General features: G+C 42.5%; 13 protein-coding genes, 2 tRNA genes and 1 rRNA gene. 7 read left to right on the top strand and 9 right to left on the bottom strand.

Annotated features, from left to right (window positions below; all coding sequences use genetic code 11):
* Positions 1 to 26: 26 nt before the first annotated feature.
* A 16S ribosomal RNA gene (locus H5164_RS06005) occupies positions 27 to 1,569 on the bottom strand.
* A gap of 741 nt (positions 1,570 to 2,310) precedes the next feature.
* On the bottom strand, positions 2,311 to 3,165 hold the full coding sequence (gene pssA / locus H5164_RS06010; protein WP_259396751.1) for a CDP-diacylglycerol--serine O-phosphatidyltransferase: 855 nt from the start codon (positions 3,163 to 3,165) through the stop codon (positions 2,311 to 2,313).
* A 100-nt stretch (positions 3,166 to 3,265) separates the two neighbouring features.
* Here pssA and H5164_RS06015 point away from each other — a divergent pair, with 100 nt between their 5' ends.
* Complete coding sequence (locus H5164_RS06015; RefSeq protein WP_182696646.1) at positions 3,266 to 3,709, top strand: DUF4124 domain-containing protein; 444 nt, start codon at positions 3,266 to 3,268, stop codon at positions 3,707 to 3,709.
* Between the two features lie 62 nt (positions 3,710 to 3,771).
* Here H5164_RS06015 and clpB read toward each other — a convergent pair whose 3' ends face one another.
* The 3 genes from clpB to rluD all read right to left on the bottom strand — a co-directional run bounded on the left by clpB (position 3,772) and on the right by rluD (position 8,213).
* Complete coding sequence (gene clpB, locus H5164_RS06020) at positions 3,772 to 6,345, bottom strand: ATP-dependent chaperone ClpB (protein WP_124018017.1); 2,574 nt, start codon at positions 6,343 to 6,345, stop codon at positions 3,772 to 3,774.
* Positions 6,346 to 6,510: 165 nt separating this feature from the next.
* Positions 6,511 to 7,239: a peptidoglycan editing factor PgeF gene (pgeF, locus tag H5164_RS06025; RefSeq protein WP_182755270.1), complete on the bottom strand. Its 729-nt coding sequence runs from the start codon at positions 7,237 to 7,239 to the stop codon at positions 6,511 to 6,513.
* Positions 7,239 to 8,213, bottom strand: a complete 975-nt coding sequence (gene rluD / locus H5164_RS06030; protein ID WP_124018019.1) for a 23S rRNA pseudouridine(1911/1915/1917) synthase RluD — start codon at positions 8,211 to 8,213, stop codon at positions 7,239 to 7,241. The genes pgeF and rluD overlap by 1 nt, the downstream gene beginning before the upstream one ends.
* Positions 8,214 to 8,336: 123 nt before the next feature.
* Here rluD and H5164_RS06035 point away from each other — a divergent pair, with 123 nt between their 5' ends.
* The 3 genes from H5164_RS06035 to H5164_RS06045 all read left to right on the top strand — a co-directional run bounded on the left by H5164_RS06035 (position 8,337) and on the right by H5164_RS06045 (position 9,638).
* The gene (locus H5164_RS06035; RefSeq protein ID WP_124018020.1) at positions 8,337 to 9,098 is read left to right on the top strand and encodes an outer membrane protein assembly factor BamD; all 762 of its coding nucleotides are present in this window, start codon (positions 8,337 to 8,339) and stop codon (positions 9,096 to 9,098) included.
* Positions 9,099 to 9,415: 317 nt separating this feature from the next.
* Positions 9,416 to 9,491: transfer RNA gene (locus H5164_RS06040), tRNA-Phe, on the top strand.
* Between the two features lie 60 nt (positions 9,492 to 9,551).
* Positions 9,552 to 9,638: transfer RNA gene (locus tag H5164_RS06045), tRNA-Leu, on the top strand.
* A 146-nt stretch (positions 9,639 to 9,784) separates the two neighbouring features.
* On the opposite strand, the gene recJ is transcribed toward H5164_RS06045, so the two are convergent.
* The 4 genes from recJ to brnQ form a co-directional block, all read right to left on the bottom strand.
* Complete coding sequence (gene recJ / locus H5164_RS06050) at positions 9,785 to 11,509, bottom strand: single-stranded-DNA-specific exonuclease RecJ (RefSeq protein WP_182696648.1); 1,725 nt, start codon at positions 11,507 to 11,509, stop codon at positions 9,785 to 9,787.
* A gap of 115 nt (positions 11,510 to 11,624) precedes the next feature.
* Positions 11,625 to 12,353: a bifunctional protein-disulfide isomerase/oxidoreductase DsbC gene (dsbC, locus tag H5164_RS06055; RefSeq protein WP_124018022.1), complete on the bottom strand. Its 729-nt coding sequence runs from the start codon at positions 12,351 to 12,353 to the stop codon at positions 11,625 to 11,627.
* A gap of 127 nt (positions 12,354 to 12,480) precedes the next feature.
* The gene (xerD, locus tag H5164_RS06060) at positions 12,481 to 13,386 is read right to left on the bottom strand and encodes a site-specific tyrosine recombinase XerD (protein ID WP_182696649.1); all 906 of its coding nucleotides are present in this window, start codon (positions 13,384 to 13,386) and stop codon (positions 12,481 to 12,483) included.
* Between the two features lie 89 nt (positions 13,387 to 13,475).
* On the bottom strand, positions 13,476 to 14,807 hold the full coding sequence (gene brnQ / locus H5164_RS06065) for a branched-chain amino acid transport system II carrier protein (RefSeq protein WP_235781757.1): 1,332 nt from the start codon (positions 14,805 to 14,807) through the stop codon (positions 13,476 to 13,478).
* A 479-nt stretch (positions 14,808 to 15,286) separates the two neighbouring features.
* Here brnQ and H5164_RS06070 point away from each other — a divergent pair, with 479 nt between their 5' ends.
* The 3 genes from H5164_RS06070 (at position 15,287) to H5164_RS06080 (ending at position 18,968) form a co-directional block, all read left to right on the top strand.
* Positions 15,287 to 16,042 (top strand): tRNA1(Val) (adenine(37)-N6)-methyltransferase, encoded by a 756-nt coding sequence (locus tag H5164_RS06070; RefSeq protein WP_182755272.1) that lies wholly within the window; start codon positions 15,287 to 15,289, stop codon positions 16,040 to 16,042.
* A gap of 53 nt (positions 16,043 to 16,095) precedes the next feature.
* Positions 16,096 to 17,316 carry an ATP-dependent RNA helicase SrmB gene (gene srmB / locus H5164_RS06075; RefSeq protein ID WP_124018025.1) on the top strand — a complete coding sequence of 407 codons (1,221 nt, stop codon included), beginning with the start codon at positions 16,096 to 16,098 and terminating at the stop codon, positions 17,314 to 17,316.
* A gap of 452 nt (positions 17,317 to 17,768) precedes the next feature.
* Complete coding sequence (locus H5164_RS06080) at positions 17,769 to 18,968, top strand: efflux RND transporter periplasmic adaptor subunit (protein WP_182696895.1); 1,200 nt, start codon at positions 17,769 to 17,771, stop codon at positions 18,966 to 18,968.

The raw sequence follows: 18,968 nt of genomic DNA on the forward strand, positions 1-18,968 counted from the left end.
TTTAGGTATTGAGTTAGTCGTATAGGTAAGGAGGTGATCCAGCCCCAGGTTCCCCTAGGGCTACCTTGTTACGACTTCACCCCAGTCATGAACCACAAAGTGGTGAGCGTTCTCCCGAAGGTTAAACTACCCACTTCTTTTGCAGCCCACTCCCATGGTGTGACGGGCGGTGTGTACAAGGCCCGGGAACGTATTCACCGTGGCATTCTGATCCACGATTACTAGCGATTCCGACTTCACGGAGTCGAGTTGCAGACTCCGATCCGGACTACGACGTACTTTGTGAGATTAGCTCCACCTCGCGGCTTTGCAACCCTCTGTATACGCCATTGTAGCACGTGTGTAGCCCTACTCGTAAGGGCCATGATGACTTGACGTCGTCCCCACCTTCCTCCGGTTTATCACCGGCAGTCTCCCTAGAGTTCCCACCATTACGTGCTGGCAAATAAGGATAGGGGTTGCGCTCGTTGCGGGACTTAACCCAACATTTCACAACACGAGCTGACGACAGCCATGCAGCACCTGTCTCACAGTTCCCGAAGGCACAAGTCCATCTCTGGTCTCTTCTGTGGATGTCAAGAGTAGGTAAGGTTCTTCGCGTTGCATCGAATTAAACCACATGCTCCACCGCTTGTGCGGGCCCCCGTCAATTCATTTGAGTTTTAACCTTGCGGCCGTACTCCCCAGGCGGTCTACTTAATGCGTTAGCTTGGGAGCCCAGTGACTAAGTCACCAAACTCCGAGTAGACATCGTTTACGGCGTGGACTACCAGGGTATCTAATCCTGTTTGCTCCCCACGCTTTCGTGCATGAGCGTCAGTCTTTGTCCAGGGGGCCGCCTTCGCCACCGGTATTCCTCCAGATATCTACGCATTTCACCGCTACACCTGGAATTCTACCCCCCTCTACAAGACTCTAGTTCGCCAGTTCCAAATGCAATTCCCAGGTTGAGCCCGGGGATTTCACATCTGGCTTAACAAACCGCCTGCGCACGCTTTACGCCCAGTAATTCCGATTAACGCTCGGACCCTCCGTATTACCGCGGCTGCTGGCACGGAGTTAGCCGGTCCTTCTTCTGTAGGTAACGTCACAGCAATGTGCTATTAACACATCACCTTTCCTCCCTACTGAAAGTGCTTTACAACCCGAAGGCCTTCTTCACACACGCGGCATGGCTGCATCAGGGTTTCCCCCATTGTGCAATATTCCCCACTGCTGCCTCCCGTAGGAGTCTGGGCCGTGTCTCAGTCCCAGTGTGGCTGATCATCCTCTCAGAACAGCTAGGGATCGTCGCCTTGGTGAGCCATTACCTCACCAACTAGCTAATCCCACCTAGGTTCATCCAATCGCGGAAGGCCCGAAGGTCCCCTCCTTTCCCCCGTAGGGCGTATGCGGTATTAGCAGTCGTTTCCAACTGTTATCCCCCTCGACTGGGCAGATCCCTAGGCATTACTCACCCGTCCGCCGCTCGTCACCTCAGGAGCAAGCTCCCTTGTGTTACCGCTCGACTTGCATGTGTTAGGCCTGCCGCCAGCGTTCAATCTGAGCCATGATCAAACTCTTCAATTAAAGTTTTTTGAATCTTACGATTCGGCTCAATGAATTCTGATTGCTTATCTCACCGAAGCGAAATAAGTCTTTGTACATATTACTATGAACACTCATCGTTGCATTGAGTTTAAATTTTTTGATTGCCAACATTCCGAAGAACAGAAGACAATTTCGAATAACTCAATACCTGTGAATGTCCACACAGATTTCTTGTTTAGATTGTTAAAGAACGTGATGTCGATTTTTCAGACATCGCCGTAAGACGCTAGGTCGTTGGCTTGGGCTGCGTATTCTACGCTTTCCCGTGTCGGCGTCAAGTGTTTTTTCAAACTTTCTTTTCGCCTTGAATCCAGTGCTTTGAACCACTTAACTCAACCCAACTCGGTGACTGCTTTCGCTGTCTGCCGTGTCAGTGGATGCGCATTATAGGCACCACAAGATTTTGTGCAAGGCCTTTTTAAACGTTTTTAGCAAAACCGCATTCAACCGAACACTATTCAAACAACGCAGTACTAAAATCATTCAATGAGGTTTATTTTTATGCAAAATAGCTATTAGTAACTGGAACCTTGCAATCACCCAGATCCGCTTTTAATACTAATAGGGATAAAAACTATAGTACAAACTTTAAGGATTGGACGAAAAAGACATCATTTTATTCAGTTTTGCGAGAAAATGTTAGCTGGCTTTACTCTTTATACCTATTAGCAATAACGGTGAACCCTGTTGATAAGCACTATGCTAATAATTGAGTGTATTCTAAGTTTCACTTTTCTTATTTGCATTATGACTATTACCACCTGCGTGAGTGATGTCATTAGACGAATCTGGAATTGGGGTTTGTTGTAGGTCTGGTGCGATCGGCTCATCACCAACCATGTGCGCTACTTTTAACTTCTTTATGGTGTTAATAGTAATCACAGGACCAGATAGTGCATATATATAGAAACCAAGGCAAAGGATAATAGCAGGTTCAACAGAGATAATGACGAATACCCCCACCACCAATAACATCACGACAAAATTCACTTTTCCTCGCCAATCAACTTCCTTAAACGAGTGATAGCGAAAATTACTGACCATGAGCAGTCCAGTCATTGTCGTTATTAATGCCGCGAGATAATTTATGTCTGTAGGATCGAGCTTATATTCGGATCCACTCCAAATACTGCCAGCAATTAATGCCGCAGCAGCTGGACTGGCAAGGCCTTGAAAAAATCGTTTGTCAGCAACACCAACCTGAGTATTAAATCGAGCTAATCTTAATGCTGCGCATGCACAATAGATAAATGCCGCTAACCAACCTATTTTACCTAAATCCTGTAAAGCCCAGTTGTAGACAAGAATAGCTGGAGCCATGCCAAATGAGACCATATCGGCCAAGCTATCATATTCAGCACCAAAATCACTTTGAGTATTTGTTAGCCTGGCAACCCTGCCATCAAGTCCGTCACAAATCATGGCAATAAAGATAGCAATAGCAGCAGACTCGAAGTGACCATTCATAGATGAAATGACAGCATAGAAACCGGAAAACAATCCAGCTGTGGTAAATAAGTTAGGTAATAAGTAAATACCTTTATTTTTTACTGGGTGATTGGGTGAATTTTGCATACACTTTATACACTATCGTTGCAGATGTTGGATTTATACTCAAAGATAGCATATTTTTGAAACGTTCAAGCATAACGTCAATTAGCTCTAGGATACTCAAATGGGAATTATGCGTTTAGTTATCAGTTTAGCCGCTTTAGCATTTAGCACATCCTTATTAGCAGGGACTATTTACACTTGGGTAGATGATGCTGGAGTTGTACATTACAGTCAGCAACAACCCTCAAATGTAGATGCTCGCAAAATTTATACTGAAGATATGGAACCCGCAAAAATTGGCACTTATGTGCCCCAAAAAAAATCTTCTACTAAGGTTGAGACTGAACTAGAGAAATCGGCAAAAATTATCAACGAAAAAGATAAGCAACAAGCCAAAGATATCTGTGAAAATGCTAAACATAGCCTCAGTGTGTTACAGACTCACAGCAAGTTAAATCAACAAAATAAAGACACTGGTGAGACTGTTGCGATGACGGAAGAGCAAAGACAAGCTGCAATAGCCGAAAATACCGAGCGAGTCAGCTTATTTTGTCAGAGTCAATAATCGAAAAAGGGAGCAAATGCTCCCTTTGTTATAACCACTTTAGATGTCCAGGTTAGCGAGTCTTATTGAATGAAGGCTAGCTTGCCATCTTCCACAACGACTTTAATCATTTTACCTGGCAGTAATTGGCCGCGAAGTAGTTTTTGCGCTAAAGGATTTTCTACTTCTTGTTGCAATGCTCGTTTTAATGGCCTTGCACCATATACAGGATCAAATCCAGCTTCAGCAATTAAAGATAATGCGTCATCAGATAACTCTATATCGAACTCTTTTTCAATCAAACGCTTGCGCAGTAACTCGAATTGAATACTGGCAATGTGTTTAATGTTTTCTGCATCTAAGGGATGGAATACCACAGACTCATCGATGCGATTTAAAAACTCAGGACGAAAACTCTGCATTACCACATTCATGACTCCCGCTTTCATATCCTCATAACTTGTATGACCAAAACCCTCTTGGATAATATCTGAACCGAGATTTGAGGTCATAATGATAACAGTGTTTTTAAAGTCAACCGTTCTGCCTTGGCCGTCGGTTAACCGACCATCATCTAAGACTTGCAGTAATACATTAAATACGTCTGGATGTGCTTTCTCAACTTCATCTAACAAAATGACTGAGTAAGGTTTACGTCGAACGGTTTCGGTTAAATATCCACCTTCTTCATAGCCAACATAACCTGGAGGTGCACCAACTAGACGAGAGACTGTGTGCTTTTCCATAAACTCAGACATATCAATACGCACTAAGGCTGACTCAGTATCAAACAAAAACTTGGCTAATGCTTTGCACAACTCAGTTTTACCGACTCCGGTTGGACCAAGAAATAAAAACGAGCCGATTGGACGTTGAGGATCAGCAAGTCCTGCACGACTTCGACGAATGGCATTAGCGACTGCATCAACAGCTTCATTTTGACCAATAACACGATGATGAAGCGCATCTTCCATGTGCAATAGCTTTTCTCGTTCACCTTCAAGCATTTTTGATACCGGTATACCGGTAGCTTTTGATAACACTTCGGCAATTTCAACATCGGTCACTTTATTGCGCAGCAATGTCATGTCTTGCATTTCAGCCTGTGAGGCTAAATCTAACTGTTTTTCAAGTTCAGGGATCCGTCCATACTGCAATTCTGACATCCGCGTTAAATCACCCGCACGCCTAGCCACTTCTAAGTCCATTCTTGCCTGTTCTAAATCGGCTTTAATGTGTTGGGTTCCCGCTAATGCAGCTTTTTCGGTATGCCAAATTTCATTCATCTCAGCCGCTTTACTTGCAACGTCTCTTAACTCAAGTTGCAAAAACTCGAGACGTTTACGGCTGGCCTCATCAGACTCTTTACTTAACGCCTGCTCTTCTAATTTAAGCTGAATAGCACGACGCTCTAATCGATCGAGAGCTTCAGGTTTAGAGTCAATTTGCATTCTAATACTCGACGCAGCTTCATCAATTAAGTCGATGGCTTTATCGGGTAGTTTTCGATCAGAAATATAACGATGTGACATAGTTGCCGCGGCTACAATGGCAGGATCGGTAATTTCCACATGGTGATGTAATTCGTAGCGCTCTTTTAAACCACGTAAAATAGCAATAGTGTCTTCAACACTGGGCTCATCAACAATCACTTTTTGAAAGCGACGTTCTAGTGCTGCATCTTTTTCAATATATTGACGATATTCATCCAGAGTTGTTGCACCGACACAATGTAAATCACCGCGTGCTAATGCAGGTTTGAGCATATTACCCGCATCCATTGCCCCCTCACCTTTACCTGCTCCGACCATGGTATGCAGCTCATCAATAAAGAGAATGACTTGGCCTTCTTCTTGAGAGAGTTCATTTAATACCGCTTTTAGGCGTTCTTCAAATTCACCGCGATATTTGGCACCCGCTATTAACGAACCCATGTCTAATGATAATACCCGTTTATTTTTAATCCCTTCAGGGACTTCACCATTAACAATGCGTTGTGCTAAGCCTTCGACAATAGCCGTTTTACCTACACCGGGCTCACCAATAAGTACGGGGTTATTTTTAGAACGGCGTTGTAAAACTTGGATCGTGCGGCGGATTTCTTCGTCACGGCCAATAACAGGGTCTAATTTACCTTGTTCTGCGCGTTCGGTTAAATCAACGGTAAACTTTTTCAGTGCTTGACGTTGATCTTCTGCATTAGGATCATCGACTTTCTGTCCACCGCGCATATCTTCAATGGTTTTTTCCATTAATTCTTTAGTCGCACCAGAATCTTTTAAGGCTTTGGCAAGCGGATCGTTATTTTCCAATGCAGCCAAAACAAAGAGTTCTGATGAAATATATTTATCTTTACGTTTTTGGGCTAGTTTGTCGCACAGGTTAAGTAATCGAATTAATCCTTGCGCCAACTGGACATCCCCACCCGTGCCTTCAACTTGCGGTAAACGCTCTAAGTCTTGGCTAATTGCAGAGCGAAGCGCGCTTACGCGAATGCCCGCTTGAGTGAGTAGAGAATGAATAGAGCCAGAATCTTGATTTAATAGTGCCATCATTAAATGAATAGGTTCAATAAATTGATGGTCGCGCCCCAATGCTAATGATTGGGCATCAGAAATGGCAATTTGAAACTTATTAGTCATACGATCGAGTCTCATACAACCTCCTAGGAATCTGATACTGATAAAATGGGAAATTAATTCAGAAACGAATAATTTGTTAACTTAAAGATGGGGCCATTTAATGTAAATTCAAGGTTAAAACTTAATCTAGATCAACAAATCGATTATTTTTTAGACTTGGATACTGTCAATAATAGCAGGCTAAGATTTAAGCCAAATTAATGATGCCATTCGACCTGTTTGCTGATCGCGGCGATAGGAAAAAAAATGTGGATCTGCAAAGGTACAAACATCGGCATTATAGGTTTGATGTACACCAGCTGCAGATAAGCGCAACTTAGCTAATCCGACTAAATCTCCGAAATATTTGGTGTTATGAGGAACAAAGCACTTTGAAGCCTGTGGATCTTTACTCATAAAAGCATCGCGCACTTCACTACCCACTTCAAATGCACTAGGGCCAATTGCTGGTCCAAAGTAAGCGATTAATGTTGCCGCTGGAGACTGAAACATCGCTAATGCTTGCTCGATTACTCCCTCACACAAGCCACGCCAACCAGCATGAACAGCAGCAACTTCAGTGCCCTGTTGATTACATAATAATATCGGTAAACAATCCGCCGTCATTACCGCACACACATGACCAAACTGATTACTGTAACTGCCATCGGCAAAGGTTAAAACACTATCAGCCGTCAATGTTTGAAGTTCGACAATGTTAGTACCATGAACTTGCTCGAGCCAAGTAGGCTCTGCCGGTAATGCAAATTGCTGACTTAATATCGCACGATTAGTCAATACATCTTGAGGCTTGTCGCCTACATGTAAGCCTAAATTTAAACTATCAAAAGGGCTAACACTAACACCACCAAAGCGATTTGTTATCGCAATGGCAACATTTTCAGGTATTGGCCAATCGTGCTTAAGCATTATAAATAGACTATCGGGTTAAGCTCAGTGTCAACTCGTAGTGCTTTTGTCAGCTCAACCATGTCATCAGGAATAGGCGCATGCCAAGTCATGATTTCACAGGTAAACGGATGAGCAAGTTCTAAACGCACCGCGTGTAAAGCTTGACGCTTAAAACCTTTGAGTAATTCAAAAAACTCAGGGCTAGCTGACTTAGGTGGGCGGGGACGACCACCATAAACAGGATCGCCAACTAACTCATGACCAATATGCGCCATATGAACACGAATTTGATGTGTACGACCAGATTCCAAACGTAAACGTAAACGAGTATGAGCACGGAATTTTTCAGCAACACGGTAATGAGTCACCGATGGGCGACCACCATGGATCACTGCCATTTGAGTACGTCGAGTAGCATGACGCTCGATAGGTTCATCAACCGTGCCACCAGCAGTCATAGTGCCCAATACAATCGCTTCGTATTCACGAACAATATCGCGAGCTTGTAATGCGGCAACTAAATGCGTTTGCGCTTCAACCGTTTTGGCTACAACCATTAGCCCAGTGGTGTCTTTATCTAAACGGTGCACGATACCAGCGCGTGGAACGAGCTCGATACTAGGACAATGATGCAACAGTGCATTCATCAATGTGCCGTCGGCATTGCCCGCACCAGGATGCACAACTAAACCTGCTTGCTTATTAACCACGATAATATGATCATCTTCATAAATAATATCGAGATCGATTTTTTGCGCTTGTGCACGCACTTCTTCTTCAAGAGTGGCGGTCACTTCAATCAGTTGAGTTTCGAAAACCTTTTCCCGTGGCTTGTCGACTGTGATACCGTCAACAGTAATTGCACCAGATAGGATCCATTCCTTGATGCGTGTGCGCGAGTAGTCAGGGAACAAACCAGCTAATGCTTGGTCTAATCTCAGACCAGTTTGTGTTGCTGTTATCTCGCTTTTTAGATTAATCTCTTGTGTCATAGGAACCGTACCCCAGTTTAGGGGTCCAAAGTGAATGTGCTATCTGTTACAATCGGATGTTTTCTATTTTACCGTGAAATGGAAAAATTCTTAACAACAACTTAAAAAGAATTAAATTCAAGTATGAATAAAATTGCCAAAGGTGCCGCCCTAGTATTACTTTCACTGGCTATAACAGCCTGTAGTAGCAGTCCTGAAGACGATGATGTTGCCAGTAAAGCATCACCTGAGGTCCTGTATTCTCAAGCAAGAACGTCAATGGAATTAGGTAATTACTCTAAAGCCGTCCGTTCACTTGAAGCATTGGACTCTCGTTTTCCATTTGGTCCGCACAAAACTCAAGTTCAATTAGACTTGATTTATGCGTATTACAAAATGGATGATGCTGCATCAGGACTTGCCAATATTGATCGCTTTTTACGCCTCAATCCAACGCATCCTAATATAGATTACGTCTATTATATGCGTGGTTTAACGAATATGCAGGCAGATAATTACTTATTTCACGATTTAATGAATATTGATCGTACCGATCGTGATCCTAAATATGCCCAAGATGCATTTAAAGATTTCGATAGATTGATTAAATCGTATCCAGACAGTAAGTATTCTGCTGATGCACAACAACGTATGCAGTTCTTAAAGAACCGTTTAGCTAAATATTCTATCCAAGTTGCTGAATATTATATTAAAATGAATGCATGGAGTGCTGCTGCTGTTCGTGCTCAATCAGTGATGGAGAAGTTTCCAGGAACGCCTTCAACCGAACGAGCATTAGAAATTATGGCTCAAGCGTATGAGGAGCTAGGTCAGGAAAAGCTTCAACAAAACGTCAAAACAGTAATGAAAGCTAACTTTCCAAATAATGAGCTTGTATCTAACTAGTCAAATGACAGCAACTGGTATTTAGTATTAAACGCTCCTAGGAGCGTTTTTTTATACCTAACTCAACAATATCAGCAGATCTCATCGCTACATAGTTAACGGTATTTTTACTTTGCGTGCTGATGACACGGGTAAAAAAGGCACCTTAACATCATTTAATCCACTAACCATCATGAAATGCAGTATTGATTACAATACGATGCTTTGGCCGAATAATATTCGATACGACCAAAATACGTTCAAACGAAACAAATTTTGATAAAAACATTAAAAACAAGTTGACTCAACAGGTCAAAATCCTTTAAATTGCGTCCGTCGCCCGAATAGCTCAGTCGGTAGAGCAGAGGATTGAAAATCCTCGTGTCCCTGGTTCGATTCCGGGTTCGGGCACCATATTGATATTGGTGGCTACTGCGACTAATAAAAATAAAGTTATTTCGCGATACATGTTTTGCAGGTGTGGTGGAATTGGTAGACACGTCAGCTTCAGGTGCTGATGCTCGCAAGGGCGTGGAGGTTCAAGTCCTCTCACCTGTACCAAATAACTTTATAAGATTTAACAAAAAGGCCTCGCATTGCGAGGCCTTTTTGTTTTAGTTGTATCGACAAGTTAACGCTACAGTGCTGTTGCTCTTAGAACACAGAACAAACCTAAAACTTTAATCTAAATAACAATTAAATTGCGATCACAAGGGTTCAATGTAATCCACCATTAACTGCACGGTTTGGTTACCTCTAAACTCATTCACATCAAGCTTATAAACCACGCGAGCATGTTTAATCGTTGCATCTGGCCATATGGCTAAGTCCACATTAAAGGCAATTGCATCTAACATAGTGCTGCCACACTGCGTCTCTAATAATAGCTTTAAATGTTTCTCGCCGACGATACGCTGCTGGACAACATTAAACATGCCATCAAATAGCGGCTCTTCAAATGACTGGCCCCAAGGCCCAGCATTACGTAATAAAAAGGCCATATCGAGCGTCATTAAATCACTCGGTAACTCACCATCAGATAGAAGCTCTCCTGTGAGTTGCTCATAATCTAATACCTCCCTTACTGCATCATCAAAGGCTTGGGTAAAGAGTTCAAACACATCAGCTTTTAACGAGAGTCCTGCCGCCATCGCATGGCCGCCAAATTTAGTTATCATCCCTGGATAAAGGCTATTGATACGCTCGAGCACATCGCGCATGTGCAAGCCTTTAATTGAACGAGCCGAGCCTTTAATCGTCCCATCACCGGCATCAGCAAAAGCAATAACCGGCCGATGATAGCGATCCTTAATCCGTGAGGCCAAAATACCAATTACCCCTTGATGCCAATCATCCTGAAAGATAGCAATCCCCCAAGGTAAATGATCCTCATTTAGTGATACTTTCGATAGACTCTTTAATGCCTCTTGCTGCATACCCGTTTCAAGTTCACGGCGCTCTTGGTTCAAGCCATCTAATTCGGCAGCCATTCTTCTTGCAAGCATGATGTCTTCACACAGTAAGATCTCAACCCCTAAAGCCATTTCATCCAAACGACCAGCAGCATTTAATCTGGGGCCCACCGCAAAGCCAAAATCGGCGGCAACCATCTTTTCAGGGCTACGTTTTGCCACTTCAAGTAAAGTAGTAATACCGACACGACAACGACCACTTCTGACACGCTGTAAACCTGCATTGACTAAAATACGATTATTAGTGTCTAGCGACACCACATCAGCAACCGTCCCTAAAGCGACAATATCCAACAATGAGCCGAGATTAGGCTCTACAATGTGTTGTAGTTGATACCAATTACGTTGCCTTAATTCGGCGCGCAGTGCTGACATAAGATAAAATGCCACCCCAACACCAGCAATAGACTTACTGGCAAACTGACACCCTGGCTGGTTTGGATTTACAATAACATCAGCGTTAGGCAAGGTATTACCGGGCAAGTGATGATCTGTCACGACAACGGTCATCCCCAATAACTTGGCTGCAGCCACGCCTTCAATCGAAGAGATACCATTATCAACAGTAATTAATACATCAGCATTTTTAGAGTATGCCACGGCAACAATTTCAGGACTTAAACCATAGCCATAATCAAAACGGTTTGGAATGAGATAATCAATATGCTGAGCCCCCATCATTTTCAGTGCCAACATACATACACTGGTTGAGGTAGCACCATCAGCGTCAAAATCCCCAACTATGAGTATCGACCGCTGAGCAGCAATGGCATCGGCGATGACAATGGCAGCTTCCGCTAGCCCTTTCATCGTCTCGGGGCGTAATAACTTACTGAGTAATAAATCACAGTTGTCTTCAGTCACACCACGGCGAGCATAAAGTTGTTTCAATAATGGTGATAATGAGGCGGGTAAATGGCTATCATCAACCTGAGGACGTCGGACTATTCTATGAGACAAAAGGCAACCTTAACCGGGTAATATGAGAAATAAGCATAACAAAAAGGTGAGCCTAAGCTCACCTTAATTTTACGTTTTTAGCACACGTTTTACGACATTGATTTATCAATATGCTTTATAAGTTTGCTTCTATCGTACGTAATAAGTCAGCTGGCGCTTGATAACCCGGCACCATAACACCATTTTCTAAAATCAACGCAGGAGTACCGTTAATACCAAAAGATGTGCCTAACTTATACTGGGCAGCGATATCGATATCACAACTCGCGGCAGTGACCTTACCACCTGACTTTGCTTCTGACATCGCTTTGAGAGGATCTTTAGCACACCATACCGCTTGCATCTCATCAGCATTAGCAGAAGGAATACCCGCACGAGGATATGCTAAATAGCGAATAGTAATACCTAAATCATTATAGCCTTGCATCTGACTGTGTAGCTTACGGCAATAACCACAATCGACATCAGTAAACACAGTGACAACGTGTTTCTCATTTTTAGCTTTATAAACCAACATCTCATCTTCAAATGGTTTCAACAATTCGATACGAGGACCGGCCAATGCAGCCTCGGTTAAATTTTTCATCCCTTTGTCGATATCATACAGATTGCCATGAAACAGCTTAGCGCCATCTTTGGTTACGTATAACACTCCACGATCGGTTAGTACTTGATATAAACCATCAATTGGAGATTGTTGAATTAACGACACGTTGACACCCAAGGTATCTGTAAGCTTTTGCTTTAATGCAGATTCATTTGAGACATCAGTCGCAGGTGCAGCTGACACAATAGGAGCAATAACAAGGCTGGCAACAAGGGCTAATGTTTTGGTTAACTTCATGATAATTCCTAAATGGCACGGGTTCAGTTCAATAGACCCGACTTAGTGAATAAAACTTACAGACTTAGTTTCGTTAACGCAACTAGACTGACATGCTTAAAATGTAACGATTTGATCATTATCGCACTCAACCGCGCGGATGATGCTGGCTATGCAACTGCTGTAAACGCACTTTCGCTACATGAGTATATATTTGCGTGGTGGATAAATCACTATGTCCCAATAAAAGTTGGACAACTCGAAGATCTGCACCGTGATTCAATAAATGAGTAGCAAAAGCATGCCGTAACGTATGCGGTGATATATGACAGCTAATGCCCGCCCTTGCAGCATACAACTTAACCCGATGCCAAAAGGTTTGCCGTGTCATCATTTGCCCTCGTCGTGATGGAAATAGTACATCAGACTGCTTCATACTTAATAACTCAGCACGAGCAAACTTGATGTACTGCTCAACGGCTGAAATAGCCAACTCACCTAAAGGAACTAAGCGCTCTTTGCCGCCTTTACCCATCACCCTGACCAAGCCTTGACGCAAACTAATTTGCTCCATGGTTAAACTGACCAACTCGGTTACACGCAAGCCGGTTGCATATAAGAGTTCCAACATGGCTTTATCACGATGCTCAATAGGTTCATCGGTATTCGGCTCAGATAATAAGCTGTCAATTTGTGCCTCCGACAAGGTATCAGGTAACTGACGCGCGAGCTTTGGCGACTTAATTAATGCGGTCGGATCTTGGCTAATTTTTTGCTTCACTAATAAGTAAGCATAAAAACGCCGTAAACTGCTAAGCAATCTAGCGGTACTGCTTTTGGCAAATTGTTTATCAAAGCGCATAGCTAGATAGTCGCGTAATTGGGCTTGGTCAACATCGAGTAAATGGATCCCTTTAGCCGATACATAACGATCCAAATGTTGTAAATCAGTACGATAGGACACCAAAGTATTGTCACTTAACCCCTTGGTTGACCATAGATCATCAAGAAACTGGTTAATTAATGGATCCGGTTGATAAGCAGGTTTGGCCAAAGCAATATCCAATAAATAATAAAAAACGACGTTAGATAATTTATCATAACGTCGTTATATTGATGGGTATATTATGACTTATTTAAAGTTTAAATATCGGCTTTTTGAGGCATATTTTTAGGTAAAAACAAACACACTATCGCTGTTAACGCCGTGGGTAGCAACCAAGCCATCCCTTCGGCATGCAATGGCATAAAATCAAGGAAACTCATGTCCATACCAGCGGTTTGTAACCCGTCAAAAATACCAAAAAATAGTGCAACACTTAACACAATACGATGCGAAAACTCAGGTCTCGCAAAACGCTCCGTTAAAAACGTTACTAATACCAAGGCTATGGCGACCGGGTAAATGGTCATTAGCACTGGAATACTAATGCTAATTAACTGGGTTAACCCAACGTTAGCAACGGTAGCACAAATCACACTGAGCAAAACGACCAACAATTTATAAGACAAGCTTGGCATTAACTCGTTAAAAAATTCAGAACAAGCAGTGACTAAACCAACCGCAGTCGTTAAGCATGCTAGCGTAACTACTGTTGACAACATTAATGTGCCAATTGAGCCAAAATGATAAGTGACATAATTAGTTAAAATTTGACCACCATTGTCTGCGCCAATAGCAAAATCGCCAGCAGATGCACCTAGGTAAAATAGCGACACATACACAAACGCGAGACCACCAGCAGCAATAAAGGCTGCACGGACTAAATACTTAGTTTGATCGGCAGCGTCGTTAACACCTTTTTTGCGTAACAAATCAATAATCAACATACCAAACATCAATGATGCCAGGGTATCCATGGTGTTATAGCCTTCAATTATCCCTTTTGTTAATGGATTATTAATATACTCACCAACGGGTAAATTTACCGCTGCACCGGGGAGAATAATCACTGAACTGGCTAAACCGACTAATAATATAATTAATACTGGAGTAAGTATTTTACCTACGCTATCGAGTAATTTGCCTGGAAATAAAGATAAAAACATCACAACAGAGAAAAACACTAACGTATAAATCAATTGCGCAATATTAAACTCTTGCCCACCGAGCAGCATCAATGCATCTGGGTGACTAATAAACGGTCTTGCACCAATTTCAAACGCCACCAAAGCGGTACGCGGGGCGGCAAATGCAGGGCCAATAATAATATAAATCGCCACTGCTAATGCGGTGGCAGCAAAGGCTGGTAATAACGCCATCACTTTACCGTTGGCTTTCGCCACGGCGATTAAGCCTATCAAAGGCATTCCTACTGCAGTTATTAAGAATCCAAACATTGCAAAAGACATATTCTCGCCAGCAAGCATGCCAGCAAAAGGTGGGAAAATTAAGTTACCCGCACCTAAAAAGAACGCAAAGGTCATAAAGCCTAACCCTAGCGTATCAGTTACACTCATTTTAGTTGTTTGCACTACTAGCCTCGTTTTATTGTTATGTTTTTTAACAAACCTAATTGATTACGCTTTAATTAGCTACTGATGAGCTGAACGAGCAATAAATTGTAAAGTTAAAAATACACTTAAAAATAGTAAAACTTTTTTTGAAAGTAACGAAATAAATCGCTAGCTCAGTACTCAGCATCACATCCCTGTCAAAACAGTCTTAATTAGACCTTTTACTCAGCTTTAAGCCTAAAAAAGTGCGCAAACTAATAGCAAACATCGCTTAAATACTCAAGCTTCAGCACCTCATAAAAGCAAAATAAACGATTTAGTTACTATTTATGGCAAGACTTGCGCACATATTCACCACACCTATGAATGTTAAGTTAATTAACATAACAAAAAATCAACCACGATAGAGGTCGGTAATTAAAACGCGACAGTAAAAACTAAAGCAGTTATGATCTCGTCCGAGTCATTCAAACAGCCGAAAGAGTAATCAATTATCTATGTCTTTTACGTTTAAACAATTTCATATTGATGATAAAGAATGTGGTATGGCTGTTAGTACAGATGCGGTTTTACTCGGAGCTTGGGCTGAATTAACACAGTCGAACAATATTCTTGATATTGGTGCAGGAAGTGGCCTACTCAGCCTAATGGCGGCCCAGCGCAGTCCTGAACACCGCCGTATTATTGCTGTAGAAATAGACGCTGCAGCAGCTAATGCTTGCCAACATAATATTAGACAAAGCCCTTGGCCTGAAACGGTACAACTCTTCCATGGTGCAATTCAAGATTTTCAACTACAGCACCTCAACGATTCGGCGCCATTATTTGATCATATTATTTGTAACCCGCCCTACTTTGAGCAAGGTACCCAGGCTAAAAATAGCGCTCGAGCAGACGCAAGACACACGAACACCTTGTCTTTCGGTGAGTTACAAAGCGTGATCAGCAAATTACTTGCTCCCCAGGGCACTGCAAGTGTTATTTTACCGCAACAAAGTTTAGCGAGCTTTACACAACAACTTAATGCTTATGGTCTATTCGTTGCCAAGCAACTTGATATCATTAGCATTGAGGGAAAGCTCGCTAACCGATCAATATTGGCCATTCAGCATCACCTAGCGGTAACTGAACAACCAATATTGACTGTTCCACCGGTTGAAACTCAGTATCAGCAGATGACGATCCGCGATAAACAAGGGCGATACAGCGAAACGATGATAGATTTATGCCGCCCATTCTACTTAAAGCTTTAGCCTACTCATTAGGTCAGCTATAATACTCAACTATTTTTCAGCGAGACCAGCGCATGCAATTTGAAGATTTCCAGCTCGACCCTAGCTTATTAGAGTCACTCAAGGCCATGGGACACAACACCCCTACCACTATTCAGCAGCAAACCATTCCATTGGCCATGGATCAGCGGGATATTTTAGCGCGTGCGCCAACAGGCACCGGTAAAACGGCCAGTTTTTTACTGCCAGCTTTACAGCATCTTATCGATTTCCCACGCCGTTTTGAGGGTCAAGCACGTATTTTAGTGCTGACACCAACTCGCGAATTAGCCAGTCAAATTCATCGTTATGCTAGTCACTTAGCAACAGGGCTTGATCTCAACATCGTTATTATTACCGGTGGTGTGCCATATGGCCCACAAGAAGAAGCTCTTGCAGACAATGTTGATTTATTAATCGCTACCCCAGGTCGATTAATGGAATATTTAGATAAAGATAAATTTGACGCGACTGAAGTTGAAATTTTAATTATTGATGAAGCTGACCGCATGCTCGATATGGGGTTCTCATCAGTCGTGCAATCAATTGCCATCGAAGCTCAGGGTCGAAAACAGAATATGTTGTTCTCTGCCACGCTTGAAGGTAATGGGGTCAATCGTTTTGCACGTGAATTGTTAAACGATCCCGTAATGGTCGATGTTGAAGCACCGCGCAGTGAAAAAGCCAAAGTACATCAGTGGGTACACTTGGCCGATGATCAAGCTCATAAATTTGCCTTGTTGTGTCATATTCTTCAACAAGAAAATGTTAAACGCACCATAGTGTTTGTTAAAACGCGCGAAATGGTTGCCAGCCTTGAAGGCCTATTACTCAAAGCGAATATCCCTTGTGCATTTATGCGCGGCGATATGGAACAGAAAAAGCGCTTCCAAGCACTTGGACGTTTCTCTAAAGGCGAGGTCAATGTGCTATTGGCCACTGATGTTGCAGCTCGCGGTATTGATGTTGATGACATTACTCATGTGATTAACTTTGACATGCCTCGCTCTGCTGATGCATATGTTCATCGCATTGGGCGAACTGCACGTGCTGGTGCAAAGGGCACTGCCATTTCATTAGTTGAAGCCCATGACATGCGCATAGTGTCTAAAATTGAACGCTACATTGAGCTACCGCTAAAACGCCGTGTTATTGAAGAGCTTCGCCCTAAGCACAAAGAAGCCAAGGTGCCAGGAAAGAAAAAAGCCAACGCAAAAGATGCTCGAGTGAAATCAAAAAAATACAAGAAAAAGTAGTATTTAGGTTTATCTAGGCTTCCTTCGACAGCCTTAACTAGACAGCATTAAAGCGAATTACTCTGTAATTCGCTTTTTTTATATCTAAACCGTTATATATCATTATTAACTAGAGGCAATAGAGCAAGAAAGTGTCAACAAATGTTAATTTCAGCTCAAAAAACACCCAGGCAAATATTTCAACCTAACCAACTAATTAATAACAATTTAAAATTTAATGGTATGGTATACCCCGATACGAACACCGTAAAAAAATCAATTTACTGATATTTCGGGACCAAATGATAAAAAACATGAAACCCTGAAACATTTTATTTACATTAAGCTATTCAGATACGCTTCATACTCTGTTAATTTAGAGATAATGAGTAAAAATATTAATCAGTAAAACTTGTTAGCCAACGTAGTTAACAATCTTTCAGCATTATTTCAGCATGGATACGCAAAAAGAAATGATAAAAACCATACTTAGAAGATTATCACCGCTATTGATCATCGCCGTGTTTGCCGCCGCAGCGATATTATTGGTCAGCACCAAAGAAGCCCCTGAACAAAAAGATGAAGTGATCAGTGTGCCGATTATTAATGTGCAAACCGTCACCCCGCAAACCTTGTCGCTGAACTTACCATCATACGGCGTAGTGAATCCTAAGTATAAAACCCAGTTAGTCACAGAAGTTCAAGGACGCTTACTCAGTATTTCAGCTAACTTTGTTGCTGGTGGTGTGGCTAAAAAAGGTGAGCAACTTGCCATTATAGAGCCGTCAGATTATGAAGCCGACCTCATGCAGGCTGAAGCAACGCTTGCTCAAGCGACGGCGGCATTGAATGAAGAAAAAGCCCGCGGCGAAGTCGCTAAAATTGAATTTAAAGATTTTGGTAACGGCTTACCACCAGAGCTGGGATTACGTATCCCACAACTCAAAAAAGAACAAGCTAACGTTAAATATGCCGAAGCAGCACTAGCCCGTGCACAACGAAACTTAGCCCGCACCGTTATCCGAGCACCATTTGACGGTATCATTAAGGCGCGTAATGTTGACTTAGGTCAGTACGTTACACTAGGAACTAATTTAGGCGAGCTATACGACACCAGTATTGCTGAAATTAGATTGCCTTTAGCAAATGAAGATCTCGCGTATTTAGAGTCTGTTGATAATCCTGAAACTGCAGTCACATTGACTGCATTGTTAGCCGGCAAGCAAGTCACTTGGCAAGGCGAAATTGTTCGCAGCGAAAACGTTATCGACGAACAAACTCGCATGGTATATCTGGTCGCAGAAATACATGACCCGTATTTACGTAACCATAAAACCGAAGGCCAATTACCGTTAAAATACGGCAGCTTTGTTAACGCAGTGATTACTGGGCGAACGGTGAATGATGTGGTAAAGCTGCCGCGTCACGTAGTGCGCAATGGTCAAGTAGCAGTGGTTAGCGCAGACAATATTATCGAAATACGCCCTGTGAATATTATTCGTTCAGACGTTGACAATATTTATATTCAAGGCAGTTTCAAAGCAAATGAGCGCGTATCAACCACGAGTATTAACAGCTTGAATGCCGGTCAGAAAATAAAAGTACTCGGCGAAGAAAGCAAGATCACTCCAGTCGATACTGACATCCAAGTCGCGCCGACGGCAGGTGAATAA

The organism is Shewanella sp. SG41-3 (assembly GCF_014164545.1).
GTDB classification, from domain to species: Bacteria; Pseudomonadota; Gammaproteobacteria; order Enterobacterales; family Shewanellaceae; genus Shewanella; species Shewanella vesiculosa.